Source organism: Micromonospora sp. NPDC048930 (assembly GCF_043197935.1).
GTDB lineage: Bacteria > Actinomycetota > Actinomycetes > Mycobacteriales > Micromonosporaceae > Micromonospora.
Genome location: NZ_JBICUB010000009.1, coordinates 15,534 through 31,916 on the forward strand (window position 1 = coordinate 15,534; position 16,383 = coordinate 31,916).

Genomic DNA, 16,383 nt, shown 5'->3' on the forward strand with positions numbered 1-16,383 from the left:
GCTACGACTTGGTCACGTCGAGGCAGGCCTGCACGTTGCGCATCTTCTTGCCGAGGTTGACCAGGCTGCGGGCAGCGGCCTTGAGGTCCTTGGAGGCGGCGCGCATCGCGGCCAGGTTCGCCGCGTCGGCGTGGGGGTTGGCCTTGACCCAGCGGTCGATGGTGCGGGCGACGTGCTCGGCGAGTTCGGCTTCCTTGGTCATCACACTGCGGAAGTGACCGGCGGATTCGGTCCAGTTCCACGGGTGGGGCTCGTGACCGGCGCCAGCCGTGTCGAGCTGATAGTTGGTGTACTTCAGCGACGTGCTGATGCCGTCGAGCATGTCCCGGACCGTCACGACCCGGCCGCTGGTGTCCCTGGCAATCGCCACTGCCACTCCTCAGATGTTCCCGGGGGTGGCCGCGCGCGGCGCGGGGGACGCCGCCCGCGGCCACCGGTTCGGATGAAGGTGGCCCGCGCGGGCAGGGTAAAGCGGCGCTGATGCCGCGGGGCCACCGGTTCTCTGTCAGGTCAGCGGGGCCAGGGTCCGCTCGATCCAGGGCACGCGCACGCCGGCCAGCTCGCGGCGCATGACTTCGACGTCGGTGCCGAAGGGCACGACGCAGCCGCCGGACATGTTGGGAGCGCCCTGGCAGGCGTGGACCAGCCTGCCGCCGAGAGCCGCGTGCGCGAGGATGCTCTCGCGTCGCCGCGACTCGTTGAACCAGGTGCCGTGATACAGCTCGTCGAGCACTTCAGCGGTCGCCTTGTCCAGATCGTAGACCACCCGGGCGGCGGCGCACAGCATCCAGGCCGGGGAGACGTTGCTGATGTGCCCGTCCAGCTCGACCCGGTTCAGCGCCATCAGGGTGCCGCACTCGCGCAGCATCAGCAGCGTCCCGTCGGGCACGAAGTCCAGGCCGGGGTCCTGCAGGTGCTCCTCGCGGAACATGTAGGCGTACACGTCGTGCGCGGTGCGCAGCACCTGCGCCGGGTCGGTGGTGGAGTAGCCGTGCTCCTTGACGAAGTCCAGCACGAGCTGCTCGATGGTCAGGTCTTCGCTCTCCACCGCCGGGAGCAGCTCGTCGCGGACCCGCTGCCAGTCGCACAGCAGCCAGCTCGGGTTCTCGTAGCGGAAGAAGAACTCCTCCGGCCTGATCGTCAGTGTCGGTCCGTCGATGGTGATGCCGGGGATGCGCTCCCAGGTCTTGGTGAACGGCGTGGGCAGGTCGACCTTGATAAGGTCGGCAGTGGCTACCGTCATCGCGGCAATTCCTCTCCAAGTGGGATGTGGCCGTCTGCGGTGGTCGGGCGGTCCTGCGGAGCTAGCCGGCTGGCAGGGCCGCCACTACGAGCAGTGGTGTCCGTCGCGGCGTTTCTCACCTCCTTCTCCCGGCCTTGACTCGGCGTCCGCTGCGGGCAGCCGTGCCGTCGTCAGCACGCCGATCGACCTGTGTTGCCCTTCGCTGGCCGACGTGGCCGAGGTGGGAGGCCGCGCCGACAGATAGGCCGGGCGTCGGGTCGCCCAGCCGTGCTGTCGGCGCGGCCACCTCATCACCCGGTAGCGCGGAGCCGTAGTCACGCACCGCCGGGGAACTCCGATCACAGTGAGCGTGGCCGGTGAGGGTGACGAGCGCACGACACGCTCCGCGAGCAACGCAGCTCGGTGGCACATCTGCCTCACCCCATTCGACGTGCGCTTTTACGCGGCGTTGCTCGCCCCGGGGGCCGAGAGCTTGTCCCAACGCTGCTGTCGGTGGATGCAACGGTGCGTGGCCGCGTAGATGCGTTTGGTCTTGCATCGGAGTCTGGCGATGAGCACCATGCCGTTAGAAGCGCACAGCCGGGCCGGATCACTGCCGTTGAGCTGTCATAAGGGGGACATCGACCGGCCTTATCGCCAGCCGGGGCCCGCAGGACTGGTTGCCGCACGGCGAACGGTCCTACCGTCATGGCTAGATCCGTGCGGAAAGGGGCCGGGGATGCCGGAACAGAGACTCACGCTGCTCGCGGTCCTCATCGACCGCGACGAGCGCACCCACAGCGAGATCGTGGCGCGGTTCGAGCGGTGCGCACGCGACAACGACGAAGACGCCACCCTTAGCGTGCGCACGCTGAGGCGGTGGATCGCCGGTGACGTGCAGACCGCTCCGCGCCCGTCGCAACGCCGCGTGGCCCGCCTGTTCTGGGGCTACCCGATGGCCGACCTGCTCGCACCCGCCCCCGCCGGGCTGGTGCCGGCGCCGCCGACAAGCGGAGCGGTCACCGCTGCGCCTGTCGGCCCCACCTCGCCTACTCGGCTGGCGGAACCACTCACACCAACGGACGAGCCTGGCCGCTCGTCGGACCCCCTAGAAAGGCAGGTTGCGATGGCAACGCGGCGCGCGGCACGGTTCGCCACATTCGCTGAAATCGACAACGTCGGCCCGGAGACGATCGCCCAACTCCGCGACGACGTCGTCCACCTCGCCAACGCCTACATCCACGACCCGCTCGCCTCGATCATGAGCGACCTCCTCGCAGAACAAGAAGCCGTCTTCCAACTCCTGGAAGGCCGGCAGAAGCCGACCCTGAGCCGGGACCTCTACCTGCTGGCCGGAGTCGTGTCCGGCCTGATCGCCAAGGCAAGCCAGGACCTCGGCCGCTTCCACGAAGCCATGACCCACGCCCGCACCCTGTACGTGTGCGCCGACAACGCCGACCACCAGGGACTTCGGGCATGGGCACGCGGCCTGCAGAGCCTCATCGCCTACTGGGCCGGCCGCCCACAAGAAGCGGTGCGCTACGCACAGAGCGGCGCCGAGTATGCCGCCAACGTCACCGGCTCTGTCGCGTCCTGGCTACCCGCCCTGGAGGCCCGCGCCTGGGCGATCATGAACTCCCCCGACGACGCCAACCACGCACTCGGACGAGCCGCAAACCAGCGGGCCGCCCACCGACCCGACGACCTTGACGCCATCGGCGGCCTGCTCGCCTTCCCGCAGGCCAAGCAGAGCTACTACGCCGCGGGAACGTACGTCTACCTCGACGGCGAACACGACCGGGCCCAGTCCGAGGCGTTGTCCGCCCTCGACCTGTTCGAGCACGGCCGCCCAGAAGACCGCTCGTTCAGCGACGAGGCAGGCGCCCGCGCCGAACTCGCGCTCGCCCGCGTCAACGCCGGCCAGGTCGACGGCGCCAAAGAAGCACTCGCTCCCGTCCTCGAACTCGAACCCGACCGGCGCATCGGCGGCATCCTCACCAGCGCCACCCGCGTCCACCAGGCGCTCCGCGGCCGGCACCACGCCCAATCCCCGGTAGCACGACACCTGCGCGAGGAGATCGAAGCGTTCTGCCGCGTCCCCGCCGCCGCCCTCCCCGCCTGACCGACACACACCAACCCGACTACCGTCATCGTCGTGTTCCCCGTGACGATCACCGGTCCCCGCCTGACCCTGCGCGAGTTCCGGACCAACGACCTGGACGCGTCGATGGCGGTAGTCGGCGACCCCGAAGTCACCCGCACCCTCAGCTTCGAGCCCCGTAGCCGGGCAGAACAGACCGCACGCCTGGCACAAGACATCGAGCGGGCGCAGGCAGAACCTCGGCCGGACTACTACCTCGCCGTGGCCAACAACGCCGACCTGCTCATCGGGTTCATCCGCATAGGGCTCGGACGCGACCACAGCGGCGAACTCGGCTACGCCATCCGTCGCCGAGACTGGGGCAGAGGCTACGCCACGGAGGCCGCCACCCTCATGCTCGACTTCGGCTTCAACACCCTGCGGCTCCACCGCATCCAAGCAGCATGCGGCCCGGACAACCACGCCTCCCAGCGCCTGCTCGCCCGACTCGCCTTCACTCCCGAAGGCCGCATCCGAGACCACGTCTTCACCAATGGCGCTTGGAGGGACTCCCTCCTGTACTCGATCCTCGATCACGAGTGGAAGAGCCTCTTGTCGTCTGATGACGCAATGCCTCGGACTGCCGCTGGGTAGATCCCCGGCACAGCGGCGAACCTCTCGGAAGAACCCGACAAACTCCAACGGCCTACATGTCAGGCGTCAGGTTTACCCTCCATGCCATGACGACTTGGCTGTACGCCTACGACGGCGGGAAGCCATTCGCGTGGACATCAGATGGCCGCGACTACTGGATCGTCGGTGGCAGTACCTGGTGGGCGCGGCGGGATGGCAAGTGGCTTTACTCCCCGCGCGGCCGCGTCGTGGGGTACTTCGACGGCCAGACGGTGTACGACAGTGACACGCACCGACCTGCCTACTTCGTGGGCTAAACCCGACGTCCGCCGCGATCCCTGGAAACCGACCCCGCTGGCTTTTATAGGTCCTTGACTACGGTGAAGAGCCAGACCTCGCACGGACTGGCGGCGATGCGACGACTGCTCGGCGACCGGGAGCTGGCCGGTCGGGCCGGAGAGGAGCGGTGACCATGACGACCGATGACGAACGCGTCGCCGACCTGCTGCGGCGCCTGGACGACGAGCCCGTCGGGCCGCCCCGGATCGACCTGCCGGGGGCGATCCGGGAGGCTCGGCGGCGGCGACGCAACCGGCGGGTGGCGGCGGCCGGCGCGGTGGCGCTGGGGGTGCTGGCGGTGGCCGTCCTGCCAGGGGCGCTGCGTGGGGACGGCCGGGCAGCCCCCGCGCCGGCGGTGAGCCCCAACCCGTCGGCACCGTCGCCGAAACCGCGGCCGACCGGACCGTGGCAGGGGGTGTGCGGCGTCGAGCTGCTGCCCGTGCCGGACGACGCTCTCGGCAGCGAGGTCACCGGCGGCGACCCCGACGGCCGGTGGCTGGTCGGCCGCCAGATCCCCCGGGACCTGCGGAGCTACCGCCTGCTGATCTGGGACGGGGACCGGGTCCGAGAGGTCGAGCTGCCTGGTGCGGACCAGGAGTTGCGCGACGTCAACCGGGCCGGCCTGGCGGTGGGCTCGACGGGGGTCGCCCTCCCCATGTCCCAGGCGTGGGCGGTACATGACGGCGAGGCCGTCCGCCTGCTCGGGATCAGCTCCGGGGCGGCGAGGGCGGTCAACGACGCCGGGCGGATCGTGGGCTTCCGGAATGCGGAGGAGGTGAAAGAGCCGTGGGCCGCCCCACGACCGGTGGTTTGGGACTCGTACCGGGCCGAGGCGGTCGATCTGCCGCTGCCCGGCCCGCAGTGGTCAGGATCGGCAATCGACATCGACGAGGACGGCACCATCCTGGGCGAGCTGGCTGACATGGCCGGTGCGGTCGAGCCGGGCCAGCCCCGACATCTGGTCGTGTGGCGTCCGGGTGCCGCCCGGCCGGAGGTGCTGCCGCTGCCCCGCGTGCCCGGCGGGACCGCCTCCCGGTTTTACGCGGTGTCGCTGGCCGGTGGTTGGGTGACCGGGATCGCGGCCCGGGACCTGCCCGGGAAACCCCGGAGTGCCGCGAAGGAGTACGCGGTGCGGATCGACCTGCGGACCGGGACGGTAGACGTGCTGCCGCGCGTCGTTGCCGCGGGGACCGGGAACGGTCGGGGTTGGCTGGCCGGCGTGCAGTCCTCCAACAGCACGGGCTCCATACCCTTCGTGGTCACGGACACGAAGACGGTGAAGCTGCCCGGGCTGAACGCGGCCGGTGGCGACGGCGGCTGGGTGCGGAGCCTCAGTGACGACGGGCGGGTGCTCGGCGGGCAGCTCTTCCCGAACCACCAGGGGCGGGCGGTGCGCTGGACCTGCCGGTGACCGGTCCGGGGGCGGTCCCGCACCGCCCCCGGACCGGAGCTTCTCAGCGCAGCCGGCGGATGTCGCCGTACGCCCGGTAGAAGCCGCCGCGGCCGGACTCCCGGACCTCGGTGACCAGGTAGCGGGCTCCCGGCTCGCGAATGCCCTTCGGGAACTGCACCGACCAGTCGCGGCGGTAGCCGTCGGAGAGGACGTGGATGCGCAGCCGGCCGCCCTGCTCGACACACTGGACCACCACGCCGGAGCGGTCGTCGGTGGTCACCTCGACCGACGTCCAGGCGGCCGGCTCGGGCAGCCGGGCCGGCGCCTTCACGTCCACCACCTCGGGCACGCTGCCCGCCTCGGCCGCCCGGATCGCCGGCTCGCTGGCGTCGATGCAGGCCAGGTGGCCGCTGGTGGTGACCACGTAGAGCCGCTCCTCGTGGTACTGCATCGAGTACGCCGAGCCGCAGCCGGTGCCGAGCTTCCACAGCCGGTTGCCGGCCTCGTCGAAGCAGTAGATCGAGGACGCGCTGTCCCCGGCGAAGACGTACCGCCCGCCCTCGGCGGTGGCGCAGGAGAAGACCGCGGCGTCGCACCGGTACGTCCGCTCGGCCCGGCCGTCCTTGCGCAGCCGCACCACCTCGCGGGTGCCGGTGCCGGCGAACACCGTCTCCCGCTCCTGCCAGCCGAAGAGCACCGCCCCGGTCCGGGTGTGCCACAGCTCCCGCCCGGTACGCCAGTCGTAGCCGGTCACCCCCTGCGAGTGGCCGTGGTAGAGCGCGTCGGTGTCGCAGCGCACCATCCAGGCGGAGCGGCCCCGCCCCGGCCGGCGCCAGAGGAACTCGTCCTCGTGGTCGATCGCGGCGATGCCGCCCTCCCGGTCGGAGACGCCCAGCACACCGTCGTGGATGTCCAGCCAGTAGATGTCGATGTCCGGGGCGATCGCGTAGGCCGCCCGCGGCACCTTGCCGGACAGGTCGTAGACGTTGCCGTCGTCGCAGCCGGCGTAGATCCAGGCGTCGTCGGCGACGATGCACTTCACCCCGTCGGGGAGCCGGACCTGGTTCAGCACCCGGGCGTCGTGGTCCAGCGTGGTGATCACGCCGTGCTCGTTGCCCACCATGCAGGTCTGCCCGTCGATGAAGATGCCGAACGCGGGCGCGCCCGAGTGATAGCGCCAGAGCACCGGGGCGGTGCGGGCGGTGGAGCGGGTGCTGACGATCTGCCGGCGGGACACCGCCCGCTTCTGCCGTACGCCGCGCACCGCCGGGGCGTACCCCTTGCGGACCTTCTCCCCGATCTTCTTCGCGGCGGCGGCCCGGGCCCGGGCGTTGTCCGGGTAGCTGGTGGTCTTCACCTGGCCCTGGTCGCCGATCCGGCCGTACCGCACGGTCATCGCGGTGTCGTCCACCACCACCTCGTAGAACTTGTGCGCGCCACCGTCCACTTCGGACAGTTCGAGGTAGGTCGTCTCCTGCGACATGGGGATGCCTCCGAGGGGGAAGTGCCGGACCCGGCAACGACAGCGCGCACACGCTAACCGCGCCCCCCGACAAAGAACGGGTTGTTGAAAGGGGGCCCCTGCTATGCGGGAGGCGTTAAGAAGGGGCCCTTCCTTACCGGCGGCCGGTGCCGGCGAGGGCGTCGACGGCCTTACGGGCGGCGATCAGCACCGGATCCCAGACCGGGGCGTACGGCGGGGCGTAGCCGAGGTCCAGCGCGGTCATCTCGTCCACCGTCATGCCGTTCCACAGCGCCACGGCCAGCGCGTCGATCCGCTTGGCCGCCTCCGACCAGCCGACGATCTGCGCGCCGAGGAGCCGGCCGCTGGGCCGCTCGGCGATCAGCTTGACCGTCATCGGCCGCGCGCCCGGGTAGTAGCCGGCCCGGTTGGTCGACTCGGCCAGCACCGCGACGAACTCGAATCCGGCCGCCACGGCGTCCCGCTCCCGCAGGCCGGTCCGCCCCACCTCCAGGCCACAGACCTTGGTCACCGCGGTGCCGATGACGCCGGGGAAGGTGGCGTACCCGCCGCCGATGTTGATGCCGGCCACCCGGCCCTGCTTGTTGGCGTGGGTGCCGAGGGGGACGTGCACCGGCATGCCGCTGACCAGGTGCAGGGTCTCCACGCAGTCGCCGGCCGCCCAGACGCCCGGCACCCCGGGGACCCGCATCCGCCGGTCGGAGCGGACCCCGCCGGTCGGCCCGAGCGGCAGGCCGGCGGCCGTGGCGAGCGCGGTGTTCGGGCGTACGCCGAGACCCAGCACCACGACGTCGGCGGGAATCGGGCCCTCGTTGGTGACCACCGCGTTGATCCGGCCGTCCCGCTCCTCCAGGCCGGAGACCCGCAGGCCGGTACGGATCCCGATGCCGATCCCCCGCATGGCGTCCGCGACCAGTTCCCCCATGTCCGGGTCCACGGTGGACATCGGCTGGTCGGCCTGCTCGACCAGGTTGACGGTGAGCCCGCGCTCGACCATCGCCTCGGCCATCTCCACGCCGATGTAGCCACCGCCGACCACCACCGCCCGCCGGGGCCGGGGGTCACCTTCCAGCCAGTCCAGCAGGGCCGTGCCGTCGTCGAGGGTCTGCATGCCGAAGACCCCGTCGATGCCGCCGCGCGCCCAGTCGGGCTGCACCGGCACCGCGCCGGTGGCGTACACCAGGGTGTCGAAGCTCTCGCGGACCTCGCCGCCGCCGGCCAGGTCCCGGGCGACCACCTCGCGGCGGTCCAGGTCGATCGCGGTGACCTCGTGCCGCAGCCGGACGTCGATGTCGAACTGGTCCCGGAAGGTCGCCGGGTCGCGGGCGACGAGCTGGTCCCGGTCCGGCACCAGGCCGCTGACCCAGTACGGGATGCCGCAGGCCGAGTAGGAGGTGAAGTGTCCCCGCTCGAAGGCGACGATCTCCAGGTCGACGCGGTCACGGCGGCGCCGGGCCTGGGACGCCGCCGCCATCCCGGCCGCGTCCCCGCCGATGACGACCAGCCGCTCCGCCACGAGGCCCATCCTGTCACGTACGGCAGCACCCGCGGGGGCGGTCAGCCCCGGGTCTGCCGGGCCACGTCCGCCACCACGTCGGTCAGCCGGCCGGTACGAGCGAACACCGCCCGCTGCCGCGCCGCGCCGCTGCCGTGCCGGCGCAGCCCGCCCAGCAGGTCGGTGACCTGGTCGAGGTCGCCGTGCCGGGCCAGTTCGGGGCGGACCCGGTCGACCAGCCGGTCGAGCAGCTCCCAGGCGGGGCGCAGCTCGCCGTCGGTCAGGTCGACGCCCTCGCCCTCCAGCCCGTCGTGGGCCGCCCGCCAGTGCGCGGCGACCAGCAGGTGGTGGTCGGTGTTGACGGCCGGGCGGCCCTCGGCGAGCTCCGTCATCGCGGTCGCCACCAGCGCCCGGACCAGGGCCGCGACCAGCACCGCGTCGTCCACCGACGGGCAGACGTCGCCGATCCGGATCTCCACGGTCGGATACTTCGCGGAGAGCCGGGCGTACCAGTAGAGCATCCCCTCGTCGAGCATCACCCCGCTGGCGATGAGCTGCCGGATCAGCCGTTCGTAGTGCTCGTGCGAGTCCAGGTACGGGGTGGGCGCCACCGACGGCCAGCGTTCCCACTCGACCGAGCGCCAGCTCGCGTAGCCGGTGTCCGCGCCCTTCGCGAACGGCGAGTTGGCGGTCACCGCCTGCAGGATCGGCAGCCAGGGGCGGACGTGGTTGAGCACCTGCACCCCGGTCTCCGGGTCGGGTACCCCGACGTGCACGTGCATGCCGTTGTTGCCGGGGCCGGGCACCAGCAGCCGGAACCGCTCGATCATCCGGTCGAAGCGGGGCTTGTCCACCACCGGCGGCACCTGCCCGTCCACCGGCCCGGTGCCGATGGCCAGCAGCCGTACGCCGGCCCGCTCGGCGGCGTCGGCCAGCGCGCCGCGGAGCACCCCCAGCGAGTGCCGGATCGAGGTCAGCTCCAGCCCGGGCGGGCTGCCGATCTCGATCTGGCTGGTCTGGAACTCCCGTTCCACCTGGCCGCGCAGCTCGGCCGGCACCTGCTCCAGGACCAGGTCGACGGCGGGTACGGCGGCCCCGGTGTGCGGGTCGACCAGGAGGAACTCCTCCTCGACGCCGACCGTGAGCAGGTCCGGGCCGCCCGGGGCTGCGCTCGGTTCCGCTTCGGCCACTGACCCGCTCATCGCCACCACCGTTCGCTCGTGCCGCGCGGCGCCGTGCCGCGCCTGCGACAACTCCCGCCCGGCGCGCCTGGCGCCGCGCCGCGACCTGGAGCCGTCGTCGGGGCCTTACCCGCCGTGTCGGGCGCGGGAAACGCGGACGCGGCGTGTCCGACCCGGGCGGGGGACGCCGCGCACCCAGGTGTCTCCCAGCCACTTCACGGGAAGGACCAGGGTTTCCACGGGGATGCCGAGACTACGATGAGCCCGGCCCGACGCCCGGCGCGTCGGTCACCGGCAGCGAGGGAGGCCGCGTTGACCCCGAGCACCGCGTCACGGAACGTGAACGCCGGCCGGGACTGGCGACGCCAGGTGCCGCGGGCCTTCGCCGCCCTGCTCGGGGTGGTCGCGGTGGTCTGCGCGCTCGCCGCGCTGAGCAGCGCCGCCCGCCTGGAGTTCCAGCCGGTCCGCACGGCGATCGACGCGCTGCTGGTGCCCGCGCCGGCCAACCTGGCGTACGCGGTCTTCCTCGGCACGCTCGCCGCGGCGGTGCGGCGCCGCAAGCGGTTGGCGTACTGGGTGCTGGTCGCGTACTTCAGCCTCACCCTGCTGGTCAGCCTGGTGGTCGGGGTGCTGCTGCTGACCGTCGGGAGCAACGACCTCACCGACGACGCGGGGGAGCGGCTCTTCGGCGCCCTGGAGACCGTCGGGGTCTGGGTCGGCATCGCGTTCACCGCCGGCGCGCTGGCCCTGCTGCTGGCCGCCCGTCGGGAGTTCTACGCCCGGGTCCGGCCGGGCAGCACGTGGCAGGCCCTCGGCGTCTTCCTCGGCCTGGCCACGGTCTCGGTCGGGCTGGGCTACCTGCTGCTCCTCGCCGAGCCGGGCAGCCTGCGGACCTGGTCGGACCGGTTGGGGTACGCGGTCGAGAAGGTGTTCGGTGGCGCGATCACGCTGGACCTGACCCGGCAGGGTCAGGCGCCCGGCTGGGTCAACCTGCTGCTCGGCGGCTTCGGCGCGATCGCCTTCGTGGCCGGCCTGTTCACCCTGCTCCGCTCGCAGCGGGCGAACGCGGTGCTGCGGCCCGAGGAGGAGGAGCGGATCCGCGAGCTGCTCGCCCGGTACGGCGACCGCGACTCGCTCGGCTACTTCGCCACCCGCCGGGACAAGGCGGCCGTCTTCTCGCCCAGCGGCAAGGCGGTGATCACCTACCGGGTGGTCAACGGGGTGAGCCTGGCCAGTGGCGACCCGATCGGCGACCCGGAGACGTGGGGCCCGGCCATCGAGGCGTGGCTCGGTCAGGCCCGCGAGTACGCCTGGACGCCGGCGGTGCTCGGCGCGAGCGAGGCCGGGGCGCGGGCGTACCACCGGCACGGGCTCAAGGTGCTCCAACTGGGCGACGAGGCGATCCTGCTGACCCGGGAGTTCGACCTGGACGGCCGGGACATGCGCCCGGTCCGGCAGGCGGTGCATCGGGTGGAGCGGGCCGGCTACACCGCCCGGGTGCGGCGGCACGCGGAGATCCCGCCGGAGGAGCTGGCCCGGCTGGCCGACCTGGCCACCGGTTGGCGGGACACCGAGCACGAGCGGGGCTTCTCGATGGCGCTGGGCCGGCTCGGCGACCCGGCCGACGGCGAGTGCGTGCTGGTGGAGGCGCGGGACGGCGGCGGCCGGGTGCGGGGGCTGCTGTCGTTCAGCCCGTGGGGCGCGCACGGGCTCTCGCTGGACCTGATGCGCCGGGACCGCGCCGCCGAGAACGGGATCACCGAGTTCATGGTGGCCGCGCTGCTGGCGGCCGGCCCCCGGCTCGGCGTGGAGCGGGTGTCGCTGAACTTCGCGGCGTTCCGCTCGGTCTTCGAGCAGGGCGCGCGGATCGGCGCCGGCCCGGTCATCCAGCTGTGGCGGCACACCCTGCTCTTCTTCTCCCGCTGGTGGCAGCTGGAGTCGCTCTACCTCTCCAACGCCAAGTACCAGCCGCACTGGACGCCGCGCTACCTCTGCTTCGCCGAGCGCCGGGAGCTGGCCCGGGTGGGCATCGCGGCGGCGGCGGCCGAGGGGTTCCTCGCGCTGCCCGGTGGCCGGCCCGCCCCGCTGCACGGGGTGCCGCCGGCCGGGGGCGGCGTCGGCTACGTGCCGCCGGCCGCCGCGGCGGTCCGGGCCGTGCCGCCGGAGCCGGCCCCGACGCACCGGCCCGAGCAGAGCCGGGTACGCCTGGCCACGCTCGACCGGCTGCGCGCCGAGGGCATCGATCCGTACCCGGTGGGCTATCCCCGGACGGCGAGCTGCGCGTCGGTGCGGGAGCGGCACGCCGGGCTGGCCCCGGACACCGGGACCGGCGAGACCGTGGCGGTGGCCGGGCGGGTGATGCTGGTCCGCGACCACGGCGGCGTGCTCTTCGCCACCGTCCGGGACGGCGGCGGCGACCTCCAGCTGATGCTGGAGCACGACCTGGACCGCTGGCGGGCCGCCGTCGACATCGGCGACCACGTCGGCGCCACCGGCGAGGTGTACGCGACGAGGCACGGCGAGCTGTCGGTGCGGGTGGCCGACTGGCAGCTCACCGCCAAGTGCCTGCGTCCGCTGCCCGACAAGCACCACGGGCTGGCCGACCCGGAGGCCCGGGTCCGGCAGCGCTACCTCGACCTGGCCATCAACGCCGACGCGCGGGACGTGCTGCGGGCCCGGGGCGCCACCCTGCACAGCCTGCGCTCGTCGCTGGTCGGGCGGGGCTTCCTGGAGGTGGAGACGCCGGTCCTCCAGCGGGTGCACGGCGGGGCGAACGCCCGCCCCTTCGTCACCCACAGCAACGCGTACGACCTGCGGCTGAGTCTGCGGATCGCGCCCGAGCTGTACCTGAAGCGGCTGGCGGTGGGCGGCGTCGAGCGGGTGTACGAGCTGGGCCGGGCGTTCCGCAACGAGGGCGTCGACGCCACCCACAACCCGGAGTTCACCGTGCTGGAGGCGTACCAGGCGTACGCCGACTACCACGACATGCGGGCGCTGGCCCGGGAGCTGATCGTGGCGGCGGCGGTGGCGGTGCACGGCGCCCCGATTGCCCGCCGCCCCGGCGGGGAACCGGTCGACCTGGGCGGCGAGTGGCCGACGCGGACGGTCAACGAGGCGATCTCCGCCGCGCTGGGCGAGGAGGTCACCGCCGACAGCGACCTGGCCGCCCTGCGCAAGCTCTGCGACGCCGCCGGGGTGCCGTACGACCCGGGCTGGGCGCGGGGCGCGGTGCTGCTGGAGCTCTACGAGCGGCTGGTCGAGGCGCGGACCGAGGTGCCCACGTTCTACCTGGACTTCCCGACCGACGTGTCCCCGCTGACCCGGCAGCACCGGCGCGACCCGCGGCTGGCCGAGCGGTGGGACCTGGTCGCGTTCGGGATGGAGCTGGGCACCGCGTACACCGAGCTGGTCGACCCGATTGAGCAGCGGCGCCGGCTCACCGAGCAGTCGCTGAAGGCGGCCGGCGGCGACCCCGAGGCGATGGAGCTGGACGAGGACTTCCTCACCGCGCTGGAGTACGCCATGCCGCCCACCGGCGGCCTCGGCCTCGGCGTGGACCGCCTGGTGATGCTCCTCACCGGCCGCTCGATCCGCGAGACCCTCCCCTTCCCCCTGCTCCGCAAACCCACCTAACCCCACCCTCCCCCCGCCCTCCCCCCTCCCCCCGGGCTTGTTGATCAAGGAGTTCGCGTCTGAATCCGCGCATTTTCCGACGCAAACTCCTTGATCAACCGGGCCGAGGGGGGCGAGTGGGCCGGTGGGGGTGACGGGGGGTTCTAGGGTGGGCGTGTGCCGGGGGTGCTGGTGGGGGTGACGGGGCTGTGGGCGTACGCCCTCGCCCAGCTCAGCCTGCTCGCGGACCGCCCGGCGACGCTGCTCGCCGGCGCGGCGGTGGCCGCCGCGCTGCTGCTGGCCGCCCTGCTCGCGTCGCGGGTGCGGGCCCTGCCCGACCCGCCCGGCGGGCGGCACGCCACTGCGTTGCGGGCCCGGGCCCGCGGTCGCCGGGTACCCCGCCAGGCCGACCCGGACGCCCCCGGCCGGCCGCGTCCCCGCGCACCCGGCCGGCACCCCTCGGCCGCGTAGCAACCGCCCGTGCCGGGCCCGCCCGGCACGGATCGCCCGTCGTCGCGCGGCCGGTTCCGTCGTCATCCGTCCCGCCGGGACGCGTCGTCCCGCGGGGCATCCGGGATCGGACCGAGGGGTTCCCCATGCTCGCCTTCGCACCACTGCACACCGCGGCGTCCGCCGCCGCCACCGTCGTCACCTGGCTCGCCGACCTGCTCGCCCCGCTGGCCGGCGGGGCCGCCACGGCGGTCGCCATCGTCCTGTTCACCGCCGGGGTGCGGCTGCTGATCTCACCGCTCACCCTGGCCCAGGTCCGCGGGGAGCGGCGCCGCGCGGCGCTCGCCCCCGAGGTCCGCGACCTCCAGCGGCGGTACGCCGACGATCCGGCCCGCCTGCAGAGCGAGCTGTTCGCGCTCTACCGGCGGGCCGGGGCCAACCCGGTCGCGGGCTGCCTGCCGGCGCTGTTGCAGGCGCCGTTCTTCCTGGTCATGTACCGCCTCTTCGCCACCGGCGACGGCCATCCGGCGTTGCTCGACGAGCGGCTCGCCGGGGTGCCGCTGGGCTGGCACCTCGGTGACGGGCTCTCCGGCCCGGTGCTGGCCGTCTTCGGCGTGCTGCTGGCCGCGCTGCTCGCGCTGGCCTGGTGGTCCGCCCGGCGGGCCCGCCGGGCGGCCGCGGCCACCGGCACGATCGCCGGTACGCCGACCGAGGGCCCGGGCGCCGCCGTGCTCGGCCGGCTGATCCCGCTGCTGCCGTACACCACGGTGCTGGTGGCCCTGGTGGTGCCGCTGGCGGCGGTGCTGTACCTGGTCACCGCGACCGGATGGACCGCCCTGGAGCAGGCGGTGCTGCGCCGTCCGCAGTCGGCAGGCATCGACGTGCGTTGACAAGGCGGGGGTGGGGGCGTAGAAAACGCACTCAAGAGAGCGCTCTCTTGCCCCCGTCCCCGCAGAGAGGCACCCCGATGAATCCTGCCCCGGCGGCTCCGGCCGCCTCCCGCGCCGTGCGCCGCCCGCGCCGGCGACTCGTCCTCGCCGTGGCCGCGCTCGCCACCACCACCGCGGTGACCACCGTCGCGATGACCGCCAACGCCGCCGTGCCGCCGCCCCCATCCGGCTGGAATCTGGTGTGGAGCGACGACTTCGCCGGCGCGGCCGGCACCCTGCCCTCGTCCGCCAACTGGATCATCGACACCGGCACCAGCTACCCCGGTGGCCCGGCCAACTGGGGCACCGGCGAGATCCAGACGTACACCTCGAACACCGCCAACCTGTCCCAGGACGGGGCCGGCAACCTGCGGATCACCCCGCTGCGGGACGCCACCGGGCGGTGGACCTCGGCGCGGATCGAGACCGTCCGGGCCGACTTCAAGCCGCCGGCCGGGGGAGTGCTGGCCATCGAGGGCCGGATCCAGATGCCGAACGTCACCGGCGCGCAGGCGGCCGGCTACTGGCCGGCGTTCTGGTCGCTCGGCTCGCCCTACCGGGGCAACTACCAGAACTGGCCCGGCATCGGCGAGATCGACGTGATGGAGAACGTCAACGGCCTGAACCAGGTCTGGGGGACGCTGCACTGCGGCGTCGCCCCGGGCGGCCCGTGCAACGAGTTCAACGGACTCGGCAACACCCGGGCCTGCCCCGGCAGCAGCTGCCAGTCCGCGTTCCACACCTACCGCACCGAGTGGGACGCCTCGGTCAGCCCGCAGCAACTGCGCTGGTACGTGGACGGCCAGCTCTTCCACACCGTCAGCCAGACCCAGGTGGGCGAGCCGTACTGGACCCAGATGACCGGGCACGGCGGCTACTTCCTGCTGCTCAACGTGGCGATGGGCGGCTCCTTCCCGAACGGGGTGGCCGGCTTCACCACGCCGACCGGGTCGACCGTCTCCGGCCGGCCGATGCTGGTGGACTACGTGGCCGTCTACGCCCGGGGTGGCGGTTCGTCGCCGAGCCCGACCACCCCGCCGCCGGGCGGCAGCGTGGACGCGTACGCGACCATCCAGGCCGAGGCGTACAACGCCCAGAACGGCGTGCAGGTGGAGGCGTGCGCCGAGGGCGGCCAGAACATCGGCTGGCTCGCCAACGGTGACTGGGCCCGGTACGACAACGTGGAGTTCGGCAGCACCCCGCCGAAGGACTTCGTCGCCCGGGTCGCCTCGGGCGCGCCGAGCGGGGTGAGCGGCCTGGTCGAGGTCCGGGTGGACAGCCCCACCAGCCCACCGATCGGCAGCTTCGCGATCGCCAACACCGGCGGCTGGCAGAGCTGGCGCTCGGTGCCGGGCAACGTCGCCGCGGTCACCGGGCGGCACACCGTCTACCTGACCTTCAGCAGCGGCCAGGGCGGCGACTTCGTCAACGTCAACTGGTTCACCTTCCGTCGCTGAGCCGGCGAACCGGAGGTCCTCCCCGGGGACCTCCGGTTCCCCCTCTGGACAGAAACAGTTAACACTCTTAATAATGAGCGCACGTCGACGGCCGTAAATACCTCGTTCC

Annotated in this window: 13 protein-coding genes; 8 read left to right on the plus strand and 5 right to left on the minus strand. The window is 72.9% G+C overall.

The genetic code is table 11. From position 1 onward, the window contains the following. Window position 1: 1 nt before the first annotated feature. Window positions 2-370 carry a hypothetical protein gene (locus ACGFI9_RS23160; protein WP_393180823.1) on the minus strand — a complete coding sequence of 123 codons (369 nt, stop codon included), beginning with the start codon at window positions 368-370 and terminating at the stop codon, window positions 2-4. Between the two features lie 135 nt (window positions 371-505). Continuing rightward, window positions 506-1,243, minus strand: a complete 738-nt coding sequence (locus tag ACGFI9_RS23165) for a hypothetical protein (RefSeq protein ID WP_393180824.1) — start codon at window positions 1,241-1,243, stop codon at window positions 506-508. A 718-nt stretch (window positions 1,244-1,961) separates the two neighbouring features. Between ACGFI9_RS23165 and ACGFI9_RS23170 the strand changes: the two genes are divergently transcribed. The 4 genes from ACGFI9_RS23170 (at window position 1,962) to ACGFI9_RS23185 (ending at window position 5,685) form a co-directional block, all read left to right on the plus strand. Then, the gene (locus ACGFI9_RS23170) at window positions 1,962-3,344 is read left to right on the plus strand and encodes a hypothetical protein (protein WP_393180826.1); all 1,383 of its coding nucleotides are present in this window, start codon (window positions 1,962-1,964) and stop codon (window positions 3,342-3,344) included. A gap of 33 nt (window positions 3,345-3,377) precedes the next feature. Then, window positions 3,378-3,956 carry a GNAT family N-acetyltransferase gene (locus ACGFI9_RS23175; protein ID WP_393180827.1) on the plus strand — a complete coding sequence of 193 codons (579 nt, stop codon included), beginning with the start codon at window positions 3,378-3,380 and terminating at the stop codon, window positions 3,954-3,956. An 86-nt stretch (window positions 3,957-4,042) separates the two neighbouring features. Next, on the plus strand, window positions 4,043-4,252 hold the full coding sequence (locus tag ACGFI9_RS23180; protein WP_143194673.1) for a hypothetical protein: 210 nt from the start codon (window positions 4,043-4,045) through the stop codon (window positions 4,250-4,252). Window positions 4,253-4,407: 155 nt separating this feature from the next. After that, window positions 4,408-5,685: a hypothetical protein gene (locus ACGFI9_RS23185; RefSeq protein WP_393180829.1), complete on the plus strand. Its 1,278-nt coding sequence runs from the start codon at window positions 4,408-4,410 to the stop codon at window positions 5,683-5,685. A gap of 43 nt (window positions 5,686-5,728) precedes the next feature. Here the strand turns inward: ACGFI9_RS23185 and ACGFI9_RS23190 are convergent, their stop codons facing one another. The 3 genes from ACGFI9_RS23190 to ACGFI9_RS23200 all read right to left on the minus strand — a co-directional run bounded on the left by ACGFI9_RS23190 (window position 5,729) and on the right by ACGFI9_RS23200 (window position 9,856). Further along, complete coding sequence (locus ACGFI9_RS23190) at window positions 5,729-7,150, minus strand: WGR domain-containing protein (RefSeq protein ID WP_393180830.1); 1,422 nt, start codon at window positions 7,148-7,150, stop codon at window positions 5,729-5,731. A gap of 133 nt (window positions 7,151-7,283) precedes the next feature. Next, window positions 7,284-8,666 (minus strand): FAD-dependent oxidoreductase, encoded by a 1,383-nt coding sequence (locus tag ACGFI9_RS23195; RefSeq protein WP_393180832.1) that lies wholly within the window; start codon window positions 8,664-8,666, stop codon window positions 7,284-7,286. Window positions 8,667-8,707: 41 nt separating this feature from the next. Beyond that, the gene (locus ACGFI9_RS23200) at window positions 8,708-9,856 is read right to left on the minus strand and encodes a glutamate--cysteine ligase (RefSeq protein WP_393180834.1); all 1,149 of its coding nucleotides are present in this window, start codon (window positions 9,854-9,856) and stop codon (window positions 8,708-8,710) included. A 282-nt stretch (window positions 9,857-10,138) separates the two neighbouring features. On the opposite strand from ACGFI9_RS23200, the gene lysX reads away from it, so the two are divergent. The 4 genes from lysX to ACGFI9_RS23220 all read left to right on the plus strand — a co-directional run bounded on the left by lysX (window position 10,139) and on the right by ACGFI9_RS23220 (window position 16,274). Continuing rightward, window positions 10,139-13,459, plus strand: a complete 3,321-nt coding sequence (lysX, locus tag ACGFI9_RS23205) for a bifunctional lysylphosphatidylglycerol synthetase/lysine--tRNA ligase LysX (protein WP_393180836.1) — start codon at window positions 10,139-10,141, stop codon at window positions 13,457-13,459. Window positions 13,460-13,615: 156 nt separating this feature from the next. Beyond that, the gene (locus ACGFI9_RS23210; protein WP_393180838.1) at window positions 13,616-13,909 is read left to right on the plus strand and encodes a DUF6412 domain-containing protein; all 294 of its coding nucleotides are present in this window, start codon (window positions 13,616-13,618) and stop codon (window positions 13,907-13,909) included. 125 nt (window positions 13,910-14,034) lie between these two features. Continuing rightward, entirely contained in the window at window positions 14,035-14,778 is a 744-nt protein-coding gene (locus tag ACGFI9_RS23215) for a YidC/Oxa1 family membrane protein insertase (RefSeq protein ID WP_393180840.1), read from the plus strand. A gap of 77 nt (window positions 14,779-14,855) precedes the next feature. Beyond that, window positions 14,856-16,274 carry a carbohydrate-binding protein gene (locus ACGFI9_RS23220; protein WP_393180842.1) on the plus strand — a complete coding sequence of 473 codons (1,419 nt, stop codon included), beginning with the start codon at window positions 14,856-14,858 and terminating at the stop codon, window positions 16,272-16,274. The last annotated feature ends 109 nt before the right edge of the window (window positions 16,275-16,383 follow it).